The sequence below is a fragment of the Bacillus sp. OTU530 genome (assembly GCF_038440375.1).
The window spans coordinates 1-21,261 of sequence record NZ_JASATP010000044.1 but is presented as its reverse complement, the minus strand read 5'-3'; the positions used below and the strand labels follow the sequence as shown (position 1 = coordinate 21,261).

At 37.3% G+C, this 21,261-nt stretch carries 22 protein-coding genes and 1 pseudogene; 3 read left to right on the top strand and 20 right to left on the bottom strand.

Going from position 1 to position 21,261, the window contains the following annotated elements; genetic code table 11:
- Positions 1-42: 42 nt before the first annotated feature.
- The 4 genes from AAHB12_RS23910 to AAHB12_RS23895 all read right to left on the bottom strand — a co-directional run bounded on the left by AAHB12_RS23910 (position 43) and on the right by AAHB12_RS23895 (position 4,629).
- The gene (locus AAHB12_RS23910) at positions 43-1,425 is read right to left on the bottom strand and encodes a sensor histidine kinase (protein WP_342047562.1); all 1,383 of its coding nucleotides are present in this window, start codon (positions 1,423-1,425) and stop codon (positions 43-45) included.
- Positions 1,425-2,099 carry a response regulator transcription factor gene (locus tag AAHB12_RS23905; protein ID WP_342047519.1) on the bottom strand — a complete coding sequence of 225 codons (675 nt, stop codon included), beginning with the start codon at positions 2,097-2,099 and terminating at the stop codon, positions 1,425-1,427. The genes AAHB12_RS23910 and AAHB12_RS23905 overlap by 1 nt, the downstream gene beginning before the upstream one ends.
- A 425-nt stretch (positions 2,100-2,524) precedes the next feature.
- Positions 2,525-3,925 carry an MFS transporter gene (locus tag AAHB12_RS23900; protein WP_342047518.1) on the bottom strand — a complete coding sequence of 467 codons (1,401 nt, stop codon included), beginning with the start codon at positions 3,923-3,925 and terminating at the stop codon, positions 2,525-2,527.
- 128 nt (positions 3,926-4,053) lie between these two features.
- Positions 4,054-4,629, bottom strand: coding sequence for a cysteine hydrolase family protein (locus AAHB12_RS23895; RefSeq protein WP_342047517.1), 576 nt, complete (start codon positions 4,627-4,629; stop codon positions 4,054-4,056).
- A 119-nt stretch (positions 4,630-4,748) separates the two neighbouring features.
- Between AAHB12_RS23895 and AAHB12_RS23890 the strand changes: the two genes are divergently transcribed.
- Positions 4,749-5,357: a TetR/AcrR family transcriptional regulator gene (locus tag AAHB12_RS23890; RefSeq protein ID WP_342047515.1), complete on the top strand. Its 609-nt coding sequence runs from the start codon at positions 4,749-4,751 to the stop codon at positions 5,355-5,357.
- A 340-nt stretch (positions 5,358-5,697) separates the two neighbouring features.
- On the opposite strand, the gene AAHB12_RS23885 is transcribed toward AAHB12_RS23890, so the two are convergent.
- From AAHB12_RS23885 to AAHB12_RS23825, 13 genes are all read right to left on the bottom strand, one after another.
- Positions 5,698-6,168 (bottom strand): DMT family transporter, encoded by a 471-nt coding sequence (locus AAHB12_RS23885; RefSeq protein ID WP_342047514.1) that lies wholly within the window; start codon positions 6,166-6,168, stop codon positions 5,698-5,700.
- A gap of 15 nt (positions 6,169-6,183) precedes the next feature.
- On the bottom strand, positions 6,184-6,612 hold the full coding sequence (locus tag AAHB12_RS23880; protein WP_342047512.1) for a DMT family transporter: 429 nt from the start codon (positions 6,610-6,612) through the stop codon (positions 6,184-6,186).
- Between the two features lie 266 nt (positions 6,613-6,878).
- Positions 6,879-7,193 carry a thioredoxin gene (gene trxA, locus AAHB12_RS23875; RefSeq protein ID WP_342047511.1) on the bottom strand — a complete coding sequence of 105 codons (315 nt, stop codon included), beginning with the start codon at positions 7,191-7,193 and terminating at the stop codon, positions 6,879-6,881.
- Positions 7,194-7,256: 63 nt separating this feature from the next.
- Positions 7,257-8,228 carry a nuclear transport factor 2 family protein gene (locus AAHB12_RS23870; RefSeq protein ID WP_342047509.1) on the bottom strand — a complete coding sequence of 324 codons (972 nt, stop codon included), beginning with the start codon at positions 8,226-8,228 and terminating at the stop codon, positions 7,257-7,259.
- A 51-nt stretch (positions 8,229-8,279) separates the two neighbouring features.
- Positions 8,280-9,419, bottom strand: coding sequence for an FAD binding domain-containing protein (locus AAHB12_RS23865; RefSeq protein ID WP_342047508.1), 1,140 nt, complete (start codon positions 9,417-9,419; stop codon positions 8,280-8,282).
- 165 nt (positions 9,420-9,584) lie between these two features.
- On the bottom strand, positions 9,585-9,773 hold the full coding sequence (locus AAHB12_RS23860; RefSeq protein ID WP_342047507.1) for an aspartyl-phosphate phosphatase Spo0E family protein: 189 nt from the start codon (positions 9,771-9,773) through the stop codon (positions 9,585-9,587).
- A 153-nt stretch (positions 9,774-9,926) separates the two neighbouring features.
- The gene (locus AAHB12_RS23855; protein WP_342047506.1) at positions 9,927-10,889 is read right to left on the bottom strand and encodes a TIGR03571 family LLM class oxidoreductase; all 963 of its coding nucleotides are present in this window, start codon (positions 10,887-10,889) and stop codon (positions 9,927-9,929) included.
- An 18-nt stretch (positions 10,890-10,907) separates the two neighbouring features.
- The gene (locus AAHB12_RS23850; RefSeq protein WP_446715604.1) at positions 10,908-11,249 is read right to left on the bottom strand and encodes an ArsR/SmtB family transcription factor; all 342 of its coding nucleotides are present in this window, start codon (positions 11,247-11,249) and stop codon (positions 10,908-10,910) included.
- Positions 11,250-11,330: 81 nt separating this feature from the next.
- Positions 11,331-12,332, bottom strand: coding sequence for an LLM class flavin-dependent oxidoreductase (locus AAHB12_RS23845; RefSeq protein ID WP_342047505.1), 1,002 nt, complete (start codon positions 12,330-12,332; stop codon positions 11,331-11,333).
- Positions 12,333-13,118: 786 nt separating this feature from the next.
- The gene (locus AAHB12_RS23840; RefSeq protein ID WP_342047503.1) at positions 13,119-14,141 is read right to left on the bottom strand and encodes an NADH:flavin oxidoreductase/NADH oxidase; all 1,023 of its coding nucleotides are present in this window, start codon (positions 14,139-14,141) and stop codon (positions 13,119-13,121) included.
- Between the two features lie 447 nt (positions 14,142-14,588).
- Positions 14,589-15,023 carry a MarR family winged helix-turn-helix transcriptional regulator gene (locus AAHB12_RS23835; RefSeq protein ID WP_342047502.1) on the bottom strand — a complete coding sequence of 145 codons (435 nt, stop codon included), beginning with the start codon at positions 15,021-15,023 and terminating at the stop codon, positions 14,589-14,591.
- Positions 15,024-15,460: 437 nt separating this feature from the next.
- Positions 15,461-15,889: a MarR family winged helix-turn-helix transcriptional regulator gene (locus AAHB12_RS23830; RefSeq protein WP_342047500.1), complete on the bottom strand. Its 429-nt coding sequence runs from the start codon at positions 15,887-15,889 to the stop codon at positions 15,461-15,463.
- A 306-nt stretch (positions 15,890-16,195) separates the two neighbouring features.
- Positions 16,196-16,735, bottom strand: coding sequence for a tyrosine-type recombinase/integrase (locus AAHB12_RS23825; RefSeq protein ID WP_342047498.1), 540 nt, complete (start codon positions 16,733-16,735; stop codon positions 16,196-16,198).
- 268 nt (positions 16,736-17,003) lie between these two features.
- On the opposite strand from AAHB12_RS23825, the gene AAHB12_RS23820 reads away from it, so the two are divergent.
- Both AAHB12_RS23820 and AAHB12_RS23815 read left to right on the top strand, forming a co-directional pair.
- Positions 17,004-17,453, top strand: coding sequence for a S1 domain-containing RNA-binding protein (locus tag AAHB12_RS23820; protein WP_342047497.1), 450 nt, complete (start codon positions 17,004-17,006; stop codon positions 17,451-17,453).
- A 184-nt stretch (positions 17,454-17,637) separates the two neighbouring features.
- Positions 17,638-17,796: a hypothetical protein gene (locus tag AAHB12_RS23815; protein ID WP_342047496.1), complete on the top strand. Its 159-nt coding sequence runs from the start codon at positions 17,638-17,640 to the stop codon at positions 17,794-17,796.
- Positions 17,797-18,091: 295 nt separating this feature from the next.
- Here AAHB12_RS23815 and AAHB12_RS23810 read toward each other — a convergent pair whose 3' ends face one another.
- The 3 genes and pseudogenes from AAHB12_RS23810 to AAHB12_RS23800 all read right to left on the bottom strand — a co-directional run bounded on the left by AAHB12_RS23810 (position 18,092) and on the right by AAHB12_RS23800 (position 21,088).
- Positions 18,092-18,733: a cell wall hydrolase gene (locus tag AAHB12_RS23810; RefSeq protein WP_342047494.1), complete on the bottom strand. Its 642-nt coding sequence runs from the start codon at positions 18,731-18,733 to the stop codon at positions 18,092-18,094.
- Between the two features lie 437 nt (positions 18,734-19,170).
- Positions 19,171-20,193, bottom strand: a pseudogene (locus AAHB12_RS23805) (homoserine dehydrogenase).
- A gap of 67 nt (positions 20,194-20,260) precedes the next feature.
- A complete protein-coding gene (locus tag AAHB12_RS23800; RefSeq protein ID WP_342047493.1) occupies positions 20,261-21,088 on the bottom strand; it encodes a dihydrodipicolinate synthase family protein in 828 nt (275 codons plus the stop codon).
- Positions 21,089-21,261: the final 173 nt, after the last annotated feature.

Genomic DNA, 21,261 nt, shown 5'->3' with positions numbered 1-21,261 from the left:
CCTATCTTACGGGGGAAATATGAACGGGCTATGAACGGGATGTTACAGATACGGAATCTTAACAGAAAACTGAGTTCCGATGCCGAGTTGACTTGTTACATCAATTGTTCCTCCATGCAGGGTAATAATCTTCTTCGTAATGGCCAGGCCCAGTCCACTACCGCCACGTTCTCGATTCCGCGATTTGTCGCCCTTATAGTACGGCTCAAAAATTCGCTTTATATCCTCTTCAGATATGCCGATCCCGGTGTCCTCAATCATAATGCATATATAAGAGTGATGAGATGTATCAGTATGAATAGAAATGGTTCCGCCAAATTCTGTGAATTTAATACTGTTTGTAATTAGATTTGTCCAAACCTGGTGAAGCAAGTCCTTGTTTCCTGTTATAAAAGCAGATTCCACATCTATCTCGATAGCAAGGTCTTTCTCTCTCCACTGCCATTCCGTTGCTTTTACGACTTGTTGCAGCTGTTCTGCGATATCAAAAGACTGCGGATCCGTAATGCTTTCTTCCTTATCCAATGCAGCAAGTGTCAACATTTGTTTGCTGAGAAGAGACATCCGCCTGCTTTCCTCTTCAATAATGGATAAGTAATGGGTTCGCTGTTCTGGGGATAATTGTTGCGACCGTAGTACTTGAGCGTACCCCTGAATAGAGGTGAGAGGTGATTGAATCTCATGGGATACATTCGACACAAACTCCTGCCGCATCTGTTCTAAACGATTCAGGCTTTCTGCCATTTTTGAAAAATGCTGTGCAAGTGTTCCAATCTCATCCTTGCGATGTACATCAAGCTGTATATTGTATTGCCCCTCCGCGATTTTTCGGGTTGCACGCGTAAAAATCCGAATAGGTTTTACGACATAACGAGTGCTAATGGTGACAAATACCATACTGAACATAATGGTGCCACCGAGTAAAAGAGAAAAGAAAATTCGCATCTCCCAAAATTGTTTTTCAATATCCGGTCTCATAAATAAAGCATATGTCTTTCCCTCAATAGTCACAGGAATACCAATAGAATTCATCAGTTGGTCTTCAAAAAAACCTGTCACAAACAACTGATGTGGACGCTGCTCAATTCCATGATAGATAGTTCCGCTTTGCACATTATGAATTACCGATGAACTTATATATTTACCTCGCAAAGGTGAGCCATAAAAGTGTCCATTCCCTTCTCCATCATTGATATACAATTGATACCCCAACGCAGCAACATTTTGGAAATATGAGGTTGCTTCTTGATAAGAAAGGACGGCTATGTATTGCTGTACATGCTGAATCATAATTGTTACCTTTTGATCATTGTAAGGCTTTAAGTACGCATGATAAAATACATTTGATAGCAAAAATGTAAGAACACTACTAAGTATCATGATACATATTGTTATCATTACAAAACGTACATATAGTGTACGCATCACCCAAGTACCTCTAACTTATAACCAACCCCTCGTACGGTGGAAATCATAACGTGATCAGACCGTTTGACCAAACGATCCCTTAGTCGCTTAATATGTACGTCTACGGTTCGTTCATCTCCTTCAAAATCGTGTCCCCATATCAGTTCAATCAATTGTTCACGTGAAAAGCTACGCCCAGGAGAGCCTCCTAGCTGAAACAATACTTCAAATTCCTTTAAGGGCAATAGGATGACTTGTCCCTTGCATCGTACCTCATAACTTTTTCGATCAATGACAATATCTCCTAAAGGAATAACGTCAGAGCTTACCATCTCATAACGACGCAAGAGAGCTTTTACACGAAATATAAGCTCCTTTGGTTCAAACGGTTTCACAAGATAATCATCAGTACCAGCGCTAAACCCTTTCTCTTTGTCAATCAATGTATCTTTGGCTGTTAACAAAATAACAGGAAGGTTATAGTAGGTGCGGATTTCTTGGCAGAGTTCATAGCCATCCTTATGAGGCATCACAACATCTACAACGGCTATATGTATCTTTTGCGTTTCCAGTATACGAACAGCTTCCTCACCATCCGCAGCTTCAAGGACCGTATATCCCTCTACTTGTAAATGGTATCGAACAAGCTCACGGATATATTGATCATCATCCGCTACTAAAACATAAATCATGTATGTGTCTCTCCTTTCTTTTCTGCACATACAGGGGAACAAACCAAGCACCTCCAGACGAGAAACTGCTTGTTCATTCAAGCACCTAGACGCAGGGTTATAATGGATGCATATCTAGTAACGAATATATTATATAACTAACTCCACTTATATGCATGTCCTCATAATGTTCAGAAAGTCATGTATAAACTCAACTTGATATGGAGAGGTGGTTATGATAGGCTCACATGCCTAAAAAACCATACTCTTCACTTCACTAGAAGAATTATTTGCTGGTTTCTTCCAACATAATGTTAAAAATCCCAATCTCCCAGTGATATAAATGAGAAATTGGGATTTAAGTATTCAACAATTGCCCTCGATTGTAAGAGATCATTGCTAAAATCTTATTCAAGAGAAGCACAGTTTAGTGTAGGTACATAATTTCACAAGCCCATGTGTTTTTTTCCAACTTTGCTCAGAGATCGATCTAATAGGGTAATCATTAGCATAAAACAAATTACTAAACTGAATATTACTAGATAGTGGAGCCCATTTGTAATAGCTTCGGATTTTAAAAACAATCCGTTGGCAGCAGAAGCAAGCATAGCTCCCATGTACATAAAGGTTCTTAACAAACCAGCTGAAGCACCCATATGTTTGGAAGAAGCCTGAAAATAGACAGCATTTTGGTTAGCCAAACTCAATATACCTTGTGGTATTCCGAATAGTATAGCAATGACAACAAGATAAACAAGACTGCTTGAATGATTTGTAAATAGCAGCAGTGACATAGCAATAAACTGAATGATACTCCCTACAATCAATTTCATATAGATTGCAGGATTTTTTCCAGTTGTTTTAGAAATGATGATCGACGTTAAAAACATCGGCAATAGCAACAGACCAGAATGTGAAGGGGACAACCCCCTCCCTGTTTCTAACCATTGGGTATATCCATAAAGGAAACTGTATGATACAGTAGCTGAAAGCAAACCTCTGGCATACGTTAATAACAAGGGGGTATTCCCGCCTAGTAATCGTAAATCCATAAAAGGATTTTTTATTTTCAATTCAAAGCTAGTAAAAATGACACCAGAGATGATTGTAATTATTAATAAATATACATTATGCCAATTCGGACTCATTAAGAAAAGGAGAGCAGAAATTAAAGTGATTCCAAAGAAAATGATACCAATAAAATCAATGGAAGTAACCTTCTCCTCTTTTCTAAGGGAATCTCCTAAACCCCTTGGAAACCGGAAGTAGCCTAAGAGCACACAGGCTAATGACAAAGGAATATTTACGATAAATGTACTTTGCCAACCGCCAACTTCGATGAGTAGCCCCCCTAAGGTAGGCCCAACAACGGCAATTGTTTGGCTAGAAATCGCTAATAATGTAAGAATACTCGTTGAACTTTCCTCACCAGTTCGCTCTGCTTCACGACGGATAAGATACATAGAGGCAGGATAACCAGCGCAGGTTCCAAAACCAAGTAAAACTCTGGCAACCACTAGCCACCAAATATTAGTGGCAAAGATCGCGATTAAACTAGAGATACCTACTAGTGATGTTGCGATTAAAAAAAGAAGTCTTGGACCAAAAATATCAATTAACTTTCCTACGACTGGCTGTCCAATTGCCGTAGCAAGATATAAAGCAGAAACAAGCCATGCTGTTTGAGAAGGTGGTACCCCAAACGCCTGACCAATTGGAATTAAAGCAACTGAAATAATCGAAGAGTTAACAGGATTTAGAATGGAACCTAAAACCATTGGAGCAATCAATTTTTGATTAAAATGGCTTTTATTTGTAGTCTTCCTGTTGTTACTAAATATAGACAAATTGATTCCTTCCTTCATTTCATCTTGAAAGGTTTCGGGAACTCCAAAAAATGATTGTGTAAATCATAAAAACTGAGGAGCACACTAGCCGGGGCTATTTCCCCATAACGGAAACAGCTCCTCTTTGTTTAGTTCAATGTAGCAAGCCAGGATTGGACTGTTAACACATCGGCTTGACGTGGAAATACCTTCTCCATTAGAACTCGGTGAACCTCTGGATCTGGATCAAAACAAGCGTCTTCTAGCACTTTAATTTCAAAGTCTCTGTCAGCTGCCTCTCTTAAAGTTGATAAAACTACTCCACTCGTACTAATTCCGCTGAGGACAAGTGTCTCAATTTGTTGTGCTCGTAGGATTACTTCAAGATTACTTCCACAAAAAGCACTTACTCGATATTTCGTAATTACAGGTTCATTTCCCTCAGGTTGAATGAATTCATGAATTTGTGTTGCTTTATCATGAACTGTCATGGCACCGTATTTATTAGATATAGCCGAAAACATCTTATTTTTTGGACTAATTTCAGGATAGCCCTCACTAAATCCTACTCTGACAAAAATAACTGGAAGAGAGTGTTCACGGGCCGCTTTTATTGCTGCTTGATAAGGAATGATCGCTTCTTCTATATTTTCTCCTAAATGTGACACAATGCCATTTTGTAAATCCATTACTAATAATGCGGTTTTCTTACTTTGATTTTGCATAAGTTGTAATTTCCTCCTTTTTCATTTAGAATTTAAACGGAGACCTCTCCTTTTTTATCATATTAAATGGAGACCTCTCCGTTTGTCAAGATAAGTATTGATTTATAGGATGTGATGGCATGGTAAATGACGAGAATACACCCCGTACTCGGATTGAGCGACGTGATGCTGCAAAGAATCGTCAACTTATATTAGATACAGCTCATAGACTATTTGAGCAATATGGTGTTGAACAGGTAAGTATGAATCAAATTGCTACAGAAGCACAAATTGGTCCAGGAACACTTTATCGCCGTTATAGAAACAAAGGTGAGTTATGTCTAGATTTAATTAAAGATAGTGTTGACCTATTTTTCGAGGATATTGAAGCATACTTGGAAGAAAACGAAGCAGTTCCGGCTAATCAAAAATTGAAAGAAATAATCAGCTTTTTTATTCGTTTCAGAGAAAAAAAAGCACAACTGCTTACAGGAGTTGAGGAAACGAAGTCAACGAACCCACTTAAGTCCCGAACCCAAAGCCCTTTATATATTGAATTACATCAAATATTGGTTCAACTATTTGACGAAATGACTGCAAAAGGGCAAAGCGCCCATTCGAACAGTGTCTTTAAAGCCGATATGGTGCTAATGGCTTTAAGCAGCGATGCATATTTTTTGCAAAAGGGTGTACGTGGTTATTCACCTGAGGAAATATTGGAACTACTCTGTTCAACTTTTATCATTTGAGCCAGAAGACCCCCGCTTCAAAACGTGATAACGTTTAAGTGGCGGGTAGTTCAATTCCAATTAATTAAGGTAATTACAAAAAAGGCCCCTAAATTGGGCATTGCCATTAACTTAAGGGAATGCATAAATTTTCAAATTTTAGTTTGTTTTCTAACCTTCAAATCTCCACTTTTATTAGCATAAATGGAAAACCAGCAGCCTTTTGAAGGTTGCTGGTTTTTATAGATACCCATATAATATACTTATTGAGGGCCAATTCCTACCTAAAATAGATCTATAAAAGCTTGAGCTGTTCTTTCATTCCCCTCTAAATTCATTTATTAATTCCTTTGAATCATTGTCACGCTGCATTTTGCTGAGCCTCCCGCGTTTCAGGTTCAGTTTTCAGAGTAAAATACAGTGCTATAAACATTAGTACTATACCCGCTAAACGTTTCATGTCAAAATGAATGACCGTATTTTCAAACCATCCAAAGTTATCAATAACCATACCTGTTGTTAATTGACCAATAATAACTGAAATAACGGCAACACTTACTCCAATTTTTGGAACAGCAATAATCATTAGTAAAACATATGCTAACCCAAAAAACGCACATAAAAGCTGCCAAGTGGGTGCTTCAGAAATAGCAATCATATCTACCTTTCCAAACAGAACAACTACAATCCCCATTATTATAGTTCCAAAAAAGTAGTTAACCAATGTACTTTCAAACGATCCTGCTCTTTTTGCAAAAGCTGCATTAATTGAGGACTGAGTTGCTAAAACTGCTCCGGATATAAGCGTAAGAATAATAATAAGAATACTCATAACACATCTCTCCTTTTAATACACAAGATATAGCGATGCAGCTAATAATACAATCGCAATACCTTTATTTTTATTAAATTTAATTTTAGATGACTCAAGCCACCCATAATGTTCTATCAGTGTGCTCATAGCGATTTGACCAAAAAGCGCAGCAATAACTGAAATTCCTACTCCAATGATTGGTACACTAATGACTAGCATTAGATTATAGAAGCTTCCTAAAGAACCACCGATCAATTTCCACTTTGGTACCTTGAATGTCTGACTTAAATCCCCTTTACCTAAGAACAGCGTAATTAATAATATGGTCATAAACCCTATACTAAACATATAAAAGGTAGTTTCTATCTCTCCTATATTCCGTCCTAATGTTCCCCCTATTGCCCCTTCAATACTTAAGGAAGCACCTGCTACAAGGGCTATAAAGTAAAATAAAACCTTCATGAATATTCTCCTCTCAAATTACATACTTGCGCATGCATATACCTTATAAGAAGTCATCTTTTTATACATAATTCAAAAAATGATATCGCGTGTTGCATGTAGGATTGTCCTGAATGCAAGATTTTCAGCAAACTTACAATCTCCCGTTGTCCGTCCATAGGACCAAATGGAGACATGCCCACTTTTACTTCCTCTTTCTAGACTTTGTCTACAAGCTGAAGCTCTGTATCACAGACCCTCATTAACTATTCAACCCTGAAGGTTGCTTATACGTATTTTAACACTAGTTCAGAAAGTGCTTCTTTTGGCTGGAAGCCAACAACTTTGTCTACGACTTCTCCGTTTTTGAATACAAGTAGAGTTGGGATGCTCATTACGCCGAATTTAGAAGCTGTTACTTTGCTTTCGTCCACATCGATTTTCACGATTTTGACTTTGTCTCCTATTTCCGAATCTAGTTCTTCTAATACTGGTGCAATCATTTTACAAGGTCCGCACCAAGTTGCAAAAAAGTCCACAAGAACTACTTCTAAACCTGTTTCTTCTTGAAAGTTTTGATCTGTTACATGTAGTACAGCCATTTATAATACCCTCCTAATAGTGTTTATTTAATAATTGAGCAAAGTTACGTTCGGATTTAGTGTTTAAATACTATCGTCACCATAAATCCAGCCTGGGATATAGTGAAGCCATTCAAATTTCCAAACTCCCTTATCACGGCGCAGTCGACTTTCATAACGGGCACCAAAGATAGGAGCATCTAAGGTCTCTCTAGTTGGAGTGAATGGCACAACGCGATAAATGTCCATCGTTGCAGTGTCTCCTGTAACGTTCACACGAAAATTTGTAGCTGCGTGTTGCATATAGGGTTGTCCTGAACGTAAAATTTTTAGCAAACTCACAATCTCCCATTGTCCATCCATAGGACCAAATGGAGACATATCCGCTTTTGCATCCTCAGTAAATACAGTTGTCAGTAGGCTAAAGTCAGCTTGGTCCAATGCCCAGGCATATCGAATGTACGTTTCAGCCACCTGCGCTTCGTCCGTCCCACGCTCGTCAGGATTAGGGAACACTCTCCAAGGTGCATCAAGTTCACTTAGTATTGCCGGCGTTTCTATATTCTGATGCCAACCGATCATACCGTCAGCTAGCTTCCAGTTCGTTGCATAGCCTTTGTTTCCATGCTGCCAATCAAGTTGGAATCGTAGATGCGAGATTTTCCATCCCTCACTACTACGCACATATGTGTTCACAAAATGACCACCAAATAAAAAACTGTTCAGTCCTTCTTCTCCGGTAACATTGGCAAGAATACCCGTCATGTATGCACTTTGTTGAGCCTGATCCCCACTCACTGCAACATATGAATTCGTTACTTTATTTCGTACGACATCTAGTTCAGGACCGTTGTAAGCTAGTCCTTTAATGATGGCATCCACTCCCTTAAATTCCCCTAAATTGCTGAAATGTGCTGCTGCATCGGGAGTAAAATAGTCTTTAATAGGCGATAGATTGTTTGTCTCAAGTGCATTGGAAAAATCTAAAAAGATTTTTTGAATCTCAGCTTGGCTTGACCCTGTAGGCTTTGTGTTAAAGTTATAATTTGTATTCACTTTCTACACTCTCCTATTTTTTATACTTTAAAACGATGTAAATAATGCAGATTAATAATGACGTCCGTACCCCAAATTCGAACGGTCACCTAATTGTTTCCCCATTTTGGAGAGGTATTGCCCTAATCGTAACTGATCTGTTTCCCACTCTTTAAGTTTCATTCGCAGATTCTCAATCGGTTGATCCACGATATCAAAAGCAGCTGCAAGTTTCATAGCATTATAGGCTGCTTTTGAAACACCCGATGCTGTATGCGGTCTAGGAACAAAAGAAGCATCACCCAATACAATAACCTTGTTAAATACCATATGTGATACTTCTAAATCATATATTGGCTGAACAAAAGGAGTCTTTGTTATATGAATCAGGTTAGCAAAAGGTGTCGGTAATACTTTTTCAGCTTTTTGTTTTTGATTAGATATAACCGATTCAGGTAATTGATTTGGTGGCATCACAAACTCATACTTTCGTCCATCATTGGCGGTCATTAATTGGTTTAATTGATCATTATTTAAAATAGTCTCATACCAAACCCAGTTAAGTCTTATTGAATCGTATGAATACTTATTCGGGATAAAATAACTGAGTATTTGAGTATTGATACCTTGATAAAAGGTGAATTTGTCAAAGAAAAAATTTAGAATATCTTTTGGGATTTCTTCTATGTTAACCGTTCCTCTCCAAGCAACATACCCTGCATATGTGGGGAAAGCAGCAGGCAATACCTTATTTCGTACAACTGAACCGATTCCATCTGCACCTATGACATAATCAGCGGTAACTTTTGTTCCATCTTGAAAGTTAATAGATACTTCACATTGACTTTGTGAGAAATCTACAACCCGTTTACCCGAATGATAATGTTCAGCAGGGAAAGCATCTATTAGAGCACCATATAGGCGGTTCCATGATGTCATCAATTGCGGCATCGGTATCTCCTCAATCTTCCCATCTCTTCTAATAAATTTCCGATAAGAGAGTGGTACAGTAATTTCTTGAAGAATTTCCAAATTATACTTAGTTAAAAATTCTTCTATATCCGGTTGAATGACTAATCCCGCTCCCCTGTCTTCCATCATTCCAGCAGAACGTTCATAAATATCAACTTGATGCCCTTTCTCTCTTAAGGCGATACCTGTAAATAAGCCCCCAAGCGAACCACCAATGATTGCTATTTTTAAAGACTTCATTAACAACATCCCTTTCTCAAAATAGAAGAATAAAATAATAATTTCCATTAGTGGATGTTTAGCTTTTTGAGTAAGATCTATTATTTCATAAGAGCCTCTTCACTGTCCCCCCTTTATAATGGGAGGGGAAGTCTACTATAGAAAGTGGGATATCTACTAAGTTAATCATGAATTTTCATTATTCCTATAAAAAGCATACTTTATCGTTGTGCTTTGCTCTTGTAGAGAGAAGTTTATCAATACATCTAATTGTTGACTGCATTGAATGGTTTTAGGGTGGGTTAATCCATATAGCTTACCTAAATAAAATAGTTGCTCTCTTTTTGTTTCAATTAACTTTGTAAGACTAAACATAGCAGCAATCCTTTTGTTTAAAATAAAACATTCCAAATTGTGGTATATATTTAGATGCACAAAGGAATTTCTCTTAAAATTACTAACTGGGGTTCTAATGCATGCCTGTCAGGCTAAAAAAGAAAACTACCCCAAAAACCGCAGTTGACTTGCTCAATGCAGAGGATTGTGTGTCGGAAAATGAGGTAAAATCTCTTCTCCGATCTCCTGAATCATCTCTTCCATTGGTCGTCTAGCAAAATAAGGGACAAATACCAAATGATTCACTCCGATTGTTTGAAATTTATATAATAATTCTAATAAATGGTTGCGCCCTAAACGATATCCCAAGGGGATTTGCATTGGGAATTCATCGGGATTTTCCGATAAGTCGATATATAAAGTTTGCGTAAACGGTTTAAATACTCCAGGTTTTTTTATGTCTGCTAGTGTACGATAATTTTGAATTAATGAGGCTTGCTCTTCAATACTGCGTGGGTATTGAATCCAGCCGTCCCCGTGCTCAGCAATCCACTCCATAGATTGTTGGCTAAATCCTGTCACCATCGTTGGAATGACAGTAACAGGTTTTGGAATTAATTTCATATTTCTGCTGTCTATGACACCTAGATTAGAATCAATCGTTGGTTGTTTTTCCGTAAGCAACTGGTCAAGGAAATCAAAGCTCTGTTTAAATATGTCCCCTCTCTTTTCTCTTTCTATTCCTAAAGCAGTAAAATCCTTTTCTCGGTCTCCTGAAGCGACTCCCATAATAAGTCGGTCAGGAAACAACTTGTCGATAGACGTTGCTTCTTTTGCAACTCGAACAGGATGACGTAACGGAAGAACAACACTTGATGTTCCTAATGCAATATGATTTGTACGTGCAGCAAGGTAAGTTAAATAAATCCATAAATCATATAGTTGCCCATGATCGTTAGACTTAAGGTCTTGCATTGTGACATCCCGCAGCCAAATCGCAGAAAAACCTAACTTTTCTATTGTACATGCCAGTTCAACCGTATTTTCCATCCTTGGTGGTTGATTTGTCATCGGTTCAAATGGTGTTAAAAATCCAAGAGTCATTTTATCTTTTTGATACATCCGATTAAATGCCCTATGCTGTTCGAGACTCATGTAATCCCTCCTATTGCATTACAGGTTTTTACCAATAAAAAGTTCTAATTGTTTGATTACTTCTTCATTTCTGCGATAATATGTCCACTGGCCAATTCGTTTCATTTCTAAAAGACCGCTTTGCTGCAACAGCGATAAATATTGAGAAGTAGTTGACTGACCCAAGCCTATCTTATCTCGTATGTCTCCCACACAAACTCCTCCTAGGAAATCGTCTCCCTTATGGATATGGACTTGAGGAGGGAAGTTTTTCTCCGGTTCTTTTAACATTTGTACAATGTTTAACCTAGTTGTATTGGACAAAGCTTTAAACATATCTACACATTTTGCATCATTCATTCTTTGTTGCTCTTCCATCATTCTGTTATCTCCTTTCTTTAGAAAAAGAGACGCTCCTATTCCATCCAGCATGTTGGTTTAAAAAATAGCCGATACATAAAATTAATCACTAACTGATTCTTTTAAAAGTTCAAAGGAGCGTTTTCGTTTTTCAAAATCGTAAATAGGTGTGATGGCCATAAGTTCATCAATTGGAAACTTATTAGTTAATTCCTTTATTTTTTGAGCTACAGTTTCCTTAGAACCAATAATGTATGTTTCTTTTACAGCTTCTATTTCTCGTTTGTCAGATGGATTCAGTACATGTGATAGTGCTATTTCAGGATCTACTAAACGTGTAAGTCGCCCGCGATGTAAATAATAATTAAATCGCAATGCACTTTCAGCAATTTTTTCCGCCTCTTCGTCAGTGTCTCCAACAATAATTTTCATTGTTACTAGCACTTGTGGTTCTTCTAAATATTTTGATGGTTTAAAATTATCGACATATAACATTACTGCCTGTTCCATTCCACCTGGCTGATAGTTAATGAATTGTGCAAAAGCGTAAGGCAATCCTTTTTCTGCTGCTAAAAGGGCTGAAGAATTACTTGTACCAAGTATCCATACATCCGGTTTTTTTTCTATTACAGGTGTTGTTTCTAAAGCTCTTAAACGGTGAGTATCAGGAAGTCTGTCCTGTAGATATTCTAACAGTTGATCAATTTGTCCAGGGAAAATATCAACATTTCTAGCTCTTTCACCTTGCAGAGCTATATTTGATAAATGATGGCCGCCAGGTGCACGGCCTACACCAATATCTACACGCCCTGGAGCAAGTGCACCCATCACCTTAAAGTTCTCTGCTACTTTGTATGCACTATAGTGTGGTAACATAACCCCGCCAGTACCTACCTTTATATTCTCTGTTTTAGCTAATAAATGACTAGCAAGAATTTCAGGAGAAGATCCAGCCAACGCATCTGTACTATGATGTTCTGATAACCAGTAACGGTGGTATCCTAACATATCAACGTATTTTGCCAACTCCACCGATTGTGCAAAGCCTTCTTCTGCTGAAATACCTTCTAATAACTGAGTTTGATCTAATACACTAATTTTCATCAGATTTTTCGTGCAGGATACCCCGACTTCAAGGAATGTGAAGGGCGTAGCCCAATGAGTAAGTCGGGGAGGAATGCGCGTTTTTGCGTAGCAAAACATTCCAATGCTGCATTTCCTCCTTTACGGTATAATTTTGGATAAGAGATGAACCGTTGGGCGAATCGTCGCTAAAGGCACTCTTTTTGTTCTTTGACAACCTAAAATATGAGGTTGGTTGCAGGAATACGTTGCAACCGTAAAATCTTAGACGTAACTCGTCCGCCTAGTACGTGTGGAAATGTGAGTACTGCTACTAGGCAATGCCGTGCATAACGGTTGCTACTTGAGCATGTCTCTTGTAGTAGGGCGACCGTCAACACGCCCATGATGCAGAGGACACTCCAAGGTAGGAGGTCTTAGACCGTCAGTACTGCTGGTCACTCGCAAGCCCCCGCTTCAAGCGTAGCTAAGTGGGGGGTAGTTGACTACTATTCTCCTTACTATTGCTTATTAGTACGAACAACAAACATACATATATAATTCTCGATTTATATATAAGTGAAAGTTATTCTTCTATTGGAAAGACCGAAACAGTGTATTTATCTACATTTTCCGAAATATCGATCTTATAGTTTCTGTTTTATCTTGTTAATCAAATGCAGTCAGCGTAAAGCTCTTGAGCAGATAACTCAATAAACTCCAGCTCATATCGCCGGAGATATTGAGTACGCTTATTTATATAGAGATTGGAACATCAATACCAATTAGATAATCCTTTTTTTAAAATTTGAAGTTTCAACAATTATATTAAAAGCCTGAAGTATACTGCCTAGGAAGAGTTGTTTCTTTTTTTAGGCTAGCTGCTGCTTCGAGCGCCCAATACGGATTTCTTAACATTCCCCTTCCGATAGCTACAAGATCTGCATCCTCTGTTCCAATAACAGCATTAGCCAGAGTAGAATCATCCAATCTGCCAACAGCAATAACTGGAATATTTAAAGCAGCCTTAATTTCTCTAGCCAGAGGTACTTGGTAGGCTGCATGAGTACCTGGTTTTCCAAAAGCTGAAATAGGTCCTTCTCCACCAGAAGAAACGTCAAACATATCAACGCCAGCCTCTTTGTATTCTTTAGCAAATTGAATACTTTCTTCGATTCCGTAGCCACCTTCTACATACTCTTTCGCTGAAATACGCATAATTAACGGCATGTCATCAGGCATTTCGGCTTTAACTGCTTCAATAATCTCACGACCAAATTTGGTAAGATCTTTTCCATATTCATCGTCTCTTTTATTTGTTAATGGGGAATGGAATTGATGGATGAGATACCCATGAGCTCCATGAATCTCAATCGCATCAAAACCAGCTTGGACTGCACGCTTTACAGCTTTACGAAATTTCTCTACCATTTCTTTCACTTCTGATGTAGATAGAGCTCGCGGAGTCTTCCAGTTTACATCAAATGGAATTGCTGATGGTGCGACTGGCTCTGCCGCATCTTCTGCTTTTCTTCCTGCGTGAGCAATTTGAATTCCAACTTTAGCACCATAACTATGACAAGCTTCCACTATTCTCGCCAAGGCCGGAATTTGTTCATCAGACCATAAGCCTAAATCATAGTCGGAAATACGTCCATCGGGCTCAACATCAGTCATTTCAATTATAATAAAGCCAGCTCCACCAACAGCCCTGCTAACATAGTGCAAATAGTGCCAATCCGTAGCTATACCATCTTTATCTCCCACAGAATATTGACACATAGGGGGCATAACAACGCGATTTTTTAGTTCTAGACCTTTAATTTTGTACGGACTAAATAAGTCATTCATGGAAAAAACTCCTCCTAAACTAGTGATTTTAATTACTTACAACTAATCATCTTCCATCAGTTAGTAAAGCGTCTTAAAAATGCATGCGCATGCATGTAAATTTGCGTCGATATATATCTTTGTCAACTTCATTCAGCCTTAGAAAAGACTGATGATTTTGATTACTTCTAAACTAATGCTTTCACATCAGTCAGTAAGTCGATAATTAAATACATGTGCATGCATGTAATTTATCATCGATATATATCTTTGTCAACTTCAATCAGCCTTAGAAAAGACTGATGATTTTGATTACTTCTAACTAATGCTTTTCTACTCAGTTAGTAACTCGATAATTAAATACATGCGCATGCATGTAATTTACCATCGATATATATCTTTGTCAACTTCATCCCGCCTTAAAAGTAAAAAGCTCCATAACATCCCAGAGGCTTTCAAGTATGATAATTATGATCTTACTTTCTTAGAGATTAAATTTAATTCCTGTAAAAACATTTCTTTGGAGAGATTGTCCCTTAGTAAGGTCTCAACAGTAGCTAGTGATTTCTGAAGTTTCTCTTCTCCTAATGGAGTGAGACAAGTGTAAATTCCACGACGGTCATCTTCACATATATGTCTTTGTAAAACTCCACAACTTTTTGTTTCAAGTCTTCCCACCAATCTTGATATAGCACTTTGGCTTAATCCTACCATCTCTTGTAATTTCTGTAACCTTAATTCTTTATCACTTGTTTGAGATAAAAAGTAAAGGACATAAAACTCTTTCAACGATAAATTATAATTTTCTTGCAATGCCGTTTCAATCCTATTATTAATAAGAGCTTGGAGATTAGTTAAAGACATCCAACTATCTATAAGCTCGATTTTAATGTGGTTACTCATGTAATTCCACCTTATCTGATCTATAAAAGAAATATTATTATATGGAGCATCTTCGTATAGACCTTTTAATAATCTATGTTATCAATATCATCTTGAATGGTTAAATGTCTTAAATGGTTATAAATCAAGACATCAAAAGAAAAATATTCAATATTTTTAACAAATGATATACAGTGAGCTTAAATAAATTGACAAAGAATACGTGATATACAATAATGTATGCACATGCATTTATTTTACCTTAATCATTTCTCTTTGTCAATTTGTATACTCATAATCTGAATTGAAGGATAAACGACATACATGCAGCATTAAGATTTAAATAAGAGATAGCCCAAGTAAACTTTATTGGGCTAAGAGAATAACGATTTATTCTTACCTAAGCAAATAAAGATAGTTGGCTTTACTTATTTACCTTAGAAAATGTAAGAAGCATATTATAATTTCTTTATTAAAGATTGTACTTCATATTGAAGGTTTCCTTTTGAGAAAGCAGAGCGAAGAATATCATGAAAAATATCTAAGCATCTTTGTAATTTTGCTTCACCTTTTGCCGTTAAACAAGTGTAGATACCTCTTCTGTCATCTTCACATATATGTCTTTCTAAAACCCCACAACTTTTTGCTTCAAGTCTACCCACCAGTCTTGATATAGCACTTTGGCTTAATCCTACCATCTCTTGTAATTGCTGTAGCCTTAATTTTTTACCACTTGTTTGAGATAAAAAGTAAAGGACATAAAACTCCTTCAACGATAAATTATAATTTTCTTGCAAGGCTCCTTCTAGCTCATTGTTAATACTCATATGAATATTAGTAATGGATAGCCAATTATTTAACAGTTCATTTTCTTGATTGGTTTTCATACACATTCCACCTGTTCTGTCCTGATAGTACAGCACTTTAATCAAAAACCATAATGTATTCAGGCGAGGACGATGTTCATCTCCTTTTGGAATCAGCCTTCACCCGTAAATCCCGCTGAATATTCCATCATTAAACCTCATTCACTCCTTATAAAACTATCGAATCTAGCTGAGAACATCGCAATTTCATGAGATTTTATTGTTATTTTGAATTATCTCAGTAGAGGGGGTTACATAAAAAGGGAGTCAAGTTTGTACTATACGTTTATCATGTTATTCAAAGGATCCGCCGTCAACAGCATGAAACTAACTCCATAAAATGTTTACGAGTTCTTCGTTTACATCCTCATCGTTTAGCATGATATATTTCCGTGTTTCACTCGGTGACTGATGCCCCAAAAACTGCTGCGTTTTTACGATATCCTTCGTTCGCATATAAAAGTGATAGGCTGCAGTTTTCCGCATTACGTGGGTACTGACGTACCTTGTATCCAACCCGACTTGATCCGCAGCCCATTTCAGCATCTTATGGACCCATTGCCGTTGAAACGGAAACAGTAACTCCTCATCCTTCATTCCTACTGTGTATGCCTCAATTTTTGTCCGTATGGCAACGTTTAAAGTACAATTACGATATTGTCCCGTCTTTTTCGTTTTTACTCGTAAGATGCCATTCTGAATGTCTCTCTTTCGCAATTGAAGAAGATCACTGATTCGCAAGGCCGTTGAGAGCCCGAGTTCAAATAACATAGCATCTCGGAATCCGTTCCGTCTCATACGGAGCACTTCCATCATCTCCTTGACCGTTTCCATATCCCGAATTGGTTCACAGACGTGCCGTTCCATGCTGATCCCTCCCTTGTTTTTGTATCTTTTAGGCTACATAAATTATATTATACAATAAAGAGAGAGCATTAATCCCCTATTTTTCAACGTTTTACAGTATACATAAATTGATTTATGTTGCCTGTTTCTAAAAAAAGATCTGTTACATAATGGTGTTAATTTTTAACTATCCCAAAAATAAAAAGAAAAAAATAACTCCCATTGATATCATCCCCTCAATTTGTTATAATAAAGTGTTTTTAACATTATTGAGGGGGAACATTTTTTTATGTCAATCGAAATAGGAAGTAAGGTACAAGGTAAAGTAACAGGCATCACTAATTTTGGAGCATTCGTAGAATTACCAGGAGGCTCAACAGGTCTTGTGCATATCAGCGAAGTAGCGGATAGCTATGTAAAAGACGTTAATGACCATCTCAAAGTAGGCGACCAGGTTGAAGTAAAAGTGATTAGTGAGAAAGACGGAAAAATTTCCTTGTCCATCAAAAAAGCGATAGATAGACCCGAAGGACAGACCTCTTCTTATTCTCAACGTCCACCACGCCAGGGAAGAGCTGATAGCCGTTCCAAAGACTTCCGTGCAAAAAGCAATTTCCAGCCAAAGGAAAGTTTCGAAGATAAAATGGCTCGTTTTTTAAAGACTAGTGAAGAAAATTTATCTACCCTCAAACGTAGCACTGAAACAAAACGGGGCGGTAGAGGCGGAAGACGCGGATAATCTGCTGCGTTTTTTAATACGTCATCATAAGCCTGTATAAACTGGCTGATCTTCTTTATGTAACTAGAATATGCATTGAGATAGGAGTCTCATAAATACATTTTGACGATCCAACTCAAAGTAAGGCACTCGATGTGAGTGCTTTTACTTTTGTTGAGAATATGATTAGAAAGGAACACACAGAATGAATGTTATTGATTTAAATGCAGAAAGACAGCGAAGACAAAAAGAAAAACAAATGATTACTATTCCAATTATAAAAAGAATCTATGAAGAAGATGGAGAAATTAAATTCGAGATATCAGGAGAACGAGAAGTTCCCGTGGCTTGGTTAGATAAATGAGAAAAGGAGCATAGGATCTTTTTTATTTTATCAGTAAAAAATCTTTCTTGGCGGAACCCCATTCTAAAATAATCCCAACAAATAAACAGAAAATTACAAATAAGTACATGTTTATTATAACTTGTTTTTTTGTGGGATTTTATTATAATAAAATCCCACAAAAAAACAGGCATTTCCTGCCTGTTTCTAACCTTATAAAAAACAATTGATTTTACATTCTATTCCATCCATATAGCCGCATCTAGGGTTATCCCGGACATACCTGTATTATTAACCCTAGCCTAATTACCAGTATTTACTTGGCGAATACATGGTTGCCAATAGTGGCTGTTACTTGTCGTGTTTTCAGCCAATCACTTTTTGCTGTTCGTGGATTGTAGAAATAAAGAGCATCACTTGAACGATTTTGATTAGCTAGGGCTTCATCCACTGCTCGTTTTGAATCATTAGATGCAGGATGATTAATCGCTCCATTTGCTACAGGTGTAAATTCATATCCACCGTTTCCTAACGGCTGATAGATTACATCATGAATCGAATTTGGGAACTCTGGAGATGCAACACGATTTAATACAACAGTCGCTACTGCTACTTTTCCTTCATATGGCTCGCCTTTCGCTTCTGCCTCTACTAATCTGGACAGCAAGTCTTTATCTTCAGCTGAAATAGCAGAAGATTGGGCTGAAGCTGTTTGTGCTTCAGGTGAAGGTGAACCGTTTCCAATGGTTAAGGTTTGTCCAATATAAATAGTATCATTTTGTAAATGATTTGCTGCTTTTAGTCCTTCCACTGTTACTCCATTTTGGTTACTAAGTCCCCACAAAGTATCTCCTTGCACCACTTTATAGGGAGCCGCATCTGCTATTCCTTGTGCTACGAGAAATGCTAAAGATGCTGCAGAAGCAAATACCCACTTTTTCATGCTTGTCTTTTTCACTAAAAATACCTCCTGAAAAACTGGCATGACATTATCTTAGCATAGCGAATTGGAGATTGCATTGAAAGAATGGATAACATTTATGCTAATTCCATTAAGAATATTACATGATATATAATGATGTTGTAATATTTGTAGCAACCTTAAAAACACTTAATAAATATGACGTTTGTATCATGAAGTTACTTTGGAGGCATTTTTTTATTGTAATTTCTTCGTTTCTGAATTCTATTCCATAATTGGGGGTAACCTTCAATATCATTTCTTAAAAGCATCTAAATCCAAAGCCTTTGTGGTGAGGTTGGGATTGATCATTTTTAAGTTCGGATGACTTGAAGATCTCCCCACTTTCATGTAACCATCCCTTGCTGATTCAGCTTTTCGAACAGACCGCTCCTAGCTGCTTGCTCAAAAATACCATCGAAATCAGAACAGGTCTAAGTCGTTTCCCTATATAGATTAATGACATCCTTTAATGCCGCCGCTGCTGCTCCTCTTGGGTGAGATGCGCCTCCGGTTGCACAAACGGCCCCCATTTCGATCGTTTCAAAAACGACACCTTTATTTGTTCCATTGACATGAGCCAAAGGATGCTCGCTTTCAAGTTTACATGGTTTTACTTCTACGATTACATTCTCAGCTTCTTTGTAAGCACTAGCTAGAAGCTTAAGCGTACGGCCACTTTGTTTAGCTTCCTGAATGTCTTCCTTAGTGACTTGTTCAATACCTTTAATTTTCACATCGTCCATTAATAAGCTACTTCCGAAAAATCCATTAGCGAGGAGGAGAATTTTGCAAGCCGTATCAAATCCTTGCACATCTAAAGCAGGATTTGCTTCCGCAATTCCTTTTTCCTGTGCAATTTTTAAGGCTTCTTCAAAAGATAAATTATTCTCGCTCATGCTTGCTCAAATGAAATTAGAGGTCCCATTTAGAATGCCTTCAATACGAGTAATTGTGCATCCTGCTAAACTGTATTCTCCGATATCAAGCGTTGGTAAGGCTGCCGCGGTTGCGCCGCTGTATTTTAATCGACTACCATGCTTGGCTGCTTGTGTTTTGATTTTATCGAATGACCTTACAAGTGCTCCTTTTGAAACAGAGACAATATCCATCCCATTCACCATAGATTTCTGAATATAGCCAAGTACTGGTTCTCCCGTTTCTATATTTGTTGGAGTGCACTCGATCAGGACATCTCCTTGAAAAATTGGTTCAGTAAAAGGGAGCTTGAAATATTCCGAATATCTCGAAAGTGCTTCTGAACCCGTTCCGAAATCAATCAAGCTTGAGAGCCTGATTCCTTTTTCTTCGTAAATCATTCCTTTACTGCCAACGATTCCGGTTACGAGTAAGTCAAAGCCGTATTTTTCTTTCATCAAAGCTCCATTGTGAATAATCAGTTTGATTAGCTCTTTTGCAACGGTACCATACCCAGTTAATATGATTTTCTTCTGCATAGAAATCTCCTTTATAAAATGGGGCTAATTTTGTAATAATCACACGAGCTTAAGAAAATAATGCCAATTAAATATTTCCAATTGGACTCCTGCAAATTCCCATTTGAATTCCCTTTTGATTAATACCTTTCTTTAGATTTACTAAAGGCGAACCTTGATAAACTTGTTGAATGATAACTTCTATCTTTGCTCTTTCTTGTTGAGTAATATTTTTTTTCGTAAGCATTTTATTAAACCATTGACTGATTTCCATAGGTGAAATATTTCCAGCAATTGAAGAAAGACGATCAAACCCCTGTAATACTTTTTCCTCTAATTCCACTTCTCCACCAGCATAAAAATGAAAGTTGCTTCGGTTAATATCGGTTTTCAGTAGTCCAACTTTTTCTTTATTACCAGCTTCTTTTAATCCAACTACTAATTCTATCTTACTTAACTGAATAATACTGTTTACTGATAAATCAAATCCAGTTCTTTTTGGGTTGTTATATAAGATAGTAGGCTTATTACTAAGATTAATAATGGTTTTTGTATAAACTAATGCCTCTTCTTGTGTCGGTAGAACATACGGTGGATACCCAAGCAAAATACCTGATATTTTTGTAGTACGAATCGTTTTAGCTAGTTCTTCTGCCTCTTTCTGTCTAATAGATGACACCCCAAATAAAATTTCCATATTATTAATAAGTTCTTCTTCCAATACCAAACTGTTTATTATTTCAATTTTCTCTTTAAGGTTCAGACTATGCTGCTCACCAGTGGATCCAGAGACAAGAACAGACTTTACTCCTTGTTTATACAAAGCTCTTATATGATCTATTGTCCCCTGAATATTTACAGATTCGTCTTCAAAAAATGCAGTTGGCACAGCAATGTGAAATGTTTCTTTTAGCATAATGTTATCTCCTTTATCCTTTTTTATCGCTACTTCAACTTATCTGCACCGTTTCTGGAAGATTTTTTCAAAGGCCTTATTGAAGTAAATGTCCCGTTACTTCAATAAAAAGAGGAAGTGATAAAGGAATCGCTTTGGAATTCCTTTACTAAAGATAATGAGTTCTTATCTAT

Bases quoted from the DNA above. Each gene is read 5' to 3' on its own strand.
- AAHB12_RS23880 (WP_342047512.1), bottom strand. From the start codon at position 6,612: ATGAAGGTTTTATTTTACTTTATAGCCCTTGTAGCAGGTGCTTCCTTA.
- AAHB12_RS23855 (WP_342047506.1), bottom strand. From the start codon at position 10,889: ATGAGTCTCGAACAGCATAGGGCATTTAATCGGATGTATCAAAAAGAT.
- AAHB12_RS23815 (WP_342047496.1), top strand. From the start codon at position 17,638: ATGAATGTTATTGATTTAAATGCAGAAAGACAGCGAAGACAAAAAGAA.
- AAHB12_RS23845 (WP_342047505.1), bottom strand. From the start codon at position 12,332: ATGAAAATTAGTGTATTAGATCAAACTCAGTTATTAGAAGGTATTTCA.
- AAHB12_RS23825 (WP_342047498.1), bottom strand. From the start codon at position 16,735: ATGGAACGGCACGTCTGTGAACCAATTCGGGATATGGAAACGGTCAAG.
- AAHB12_RS23865 (WP_342047508.1), bottom strand. From the start codon at position 9,419: ATGAAGTCTTTAAAAATAGCAATCATTGGTGGTTCGCTTGGGGGCTTA.
- AAHB12_RS23860 (WP_342047507.1), bottom strand. From the start codon at position 9,773: ATGTTTAGTCTTACAAAGTTAATTGAAACAAAAAGAGAGCAACTATTT.
- AAHB12_RS23850 (WP_446715604.1), bottom strand. From the start codon at position 11,249: ATGATGGAAGAGCAACAAAGAATGAATGATGCAAAATGTGTAGATATG.
- AAHB12_RS23830 (WP_342047500.1), bottom strand. From the start codon at position 15,889: ATGAAAACCAATCAAGAAAATGAACTGTTAAATAATTGGCTATCCATT.
- AAHB12_RS23885 (WP_342047514.1), bottom strand. From the start codon at position 6,168: ATGAGTATTCTTATTATTATTCTTACGCTTATATCCGGAGCAGTTTTA.
- AAHB12_RS23800 (WP_342047493.1), bottom strand. From the start codon at position 21,088: ATGCTAAAAGAAACATTTCACATTGCTGTGCCAACTGCATTTTTTGAA.
- AAHB12_RS23890 (WP_342047515.1), top strand. From the start codon at position 4,749: ATGGTAAATGACGAGAATACACCCCGTACTCGGATTGAGCGACGTGAT.
- trxA (WP_342047511.1), bottom strand. From the start codon at position 7,193: ATGGCTGTACTACATGTAACAGATCAAAACTTTCAAGAAGAAACAGGT.
- AAHB12_RS23820 (WP_342047497.1), top strand. From the start codon at position 17,004: ATGTCAATCGAAATAGGAAGTAAGGTACAAGGTAAAGTAACAGGCATC.
- AAHB12_RS23905 (WP_342047519.1), bottom strand. From the start codon at position 2,099: ATGATTTATGTTTTAGTAGCGGATGATGATCAATATATCCGTGAGCTT.
- AAHB12_RS23895 (WP_342047517.1), bottom strand. From the start codon at position 4,629: ATGCAAAATCAAAGTAAGAAAACCGCATTATTAGTAATGGATTTACAA.
- AAHB12_RS23835 (WP_342047502.1), bottom strand. From the start codon at position 15,023: ATGAGTAACCACATTAAAATCGAGCTTATAGATAGTTGGATGTCTTTA.
- AAHB12_RS23840 (WP_342047503.1), bottom strand. From the start codon at position 14,141: ATGAATGACTTATTTAGTCCGTACAAAATTAAAGGTCTAGAACTAAAA.
- AAHB12_RS23910 (WP_342047562.1), bottom strand. From the start codon at position 1,425: ATGCGTACACTATATGTACGTTTTGTAATGATAACAATATGTATCATG.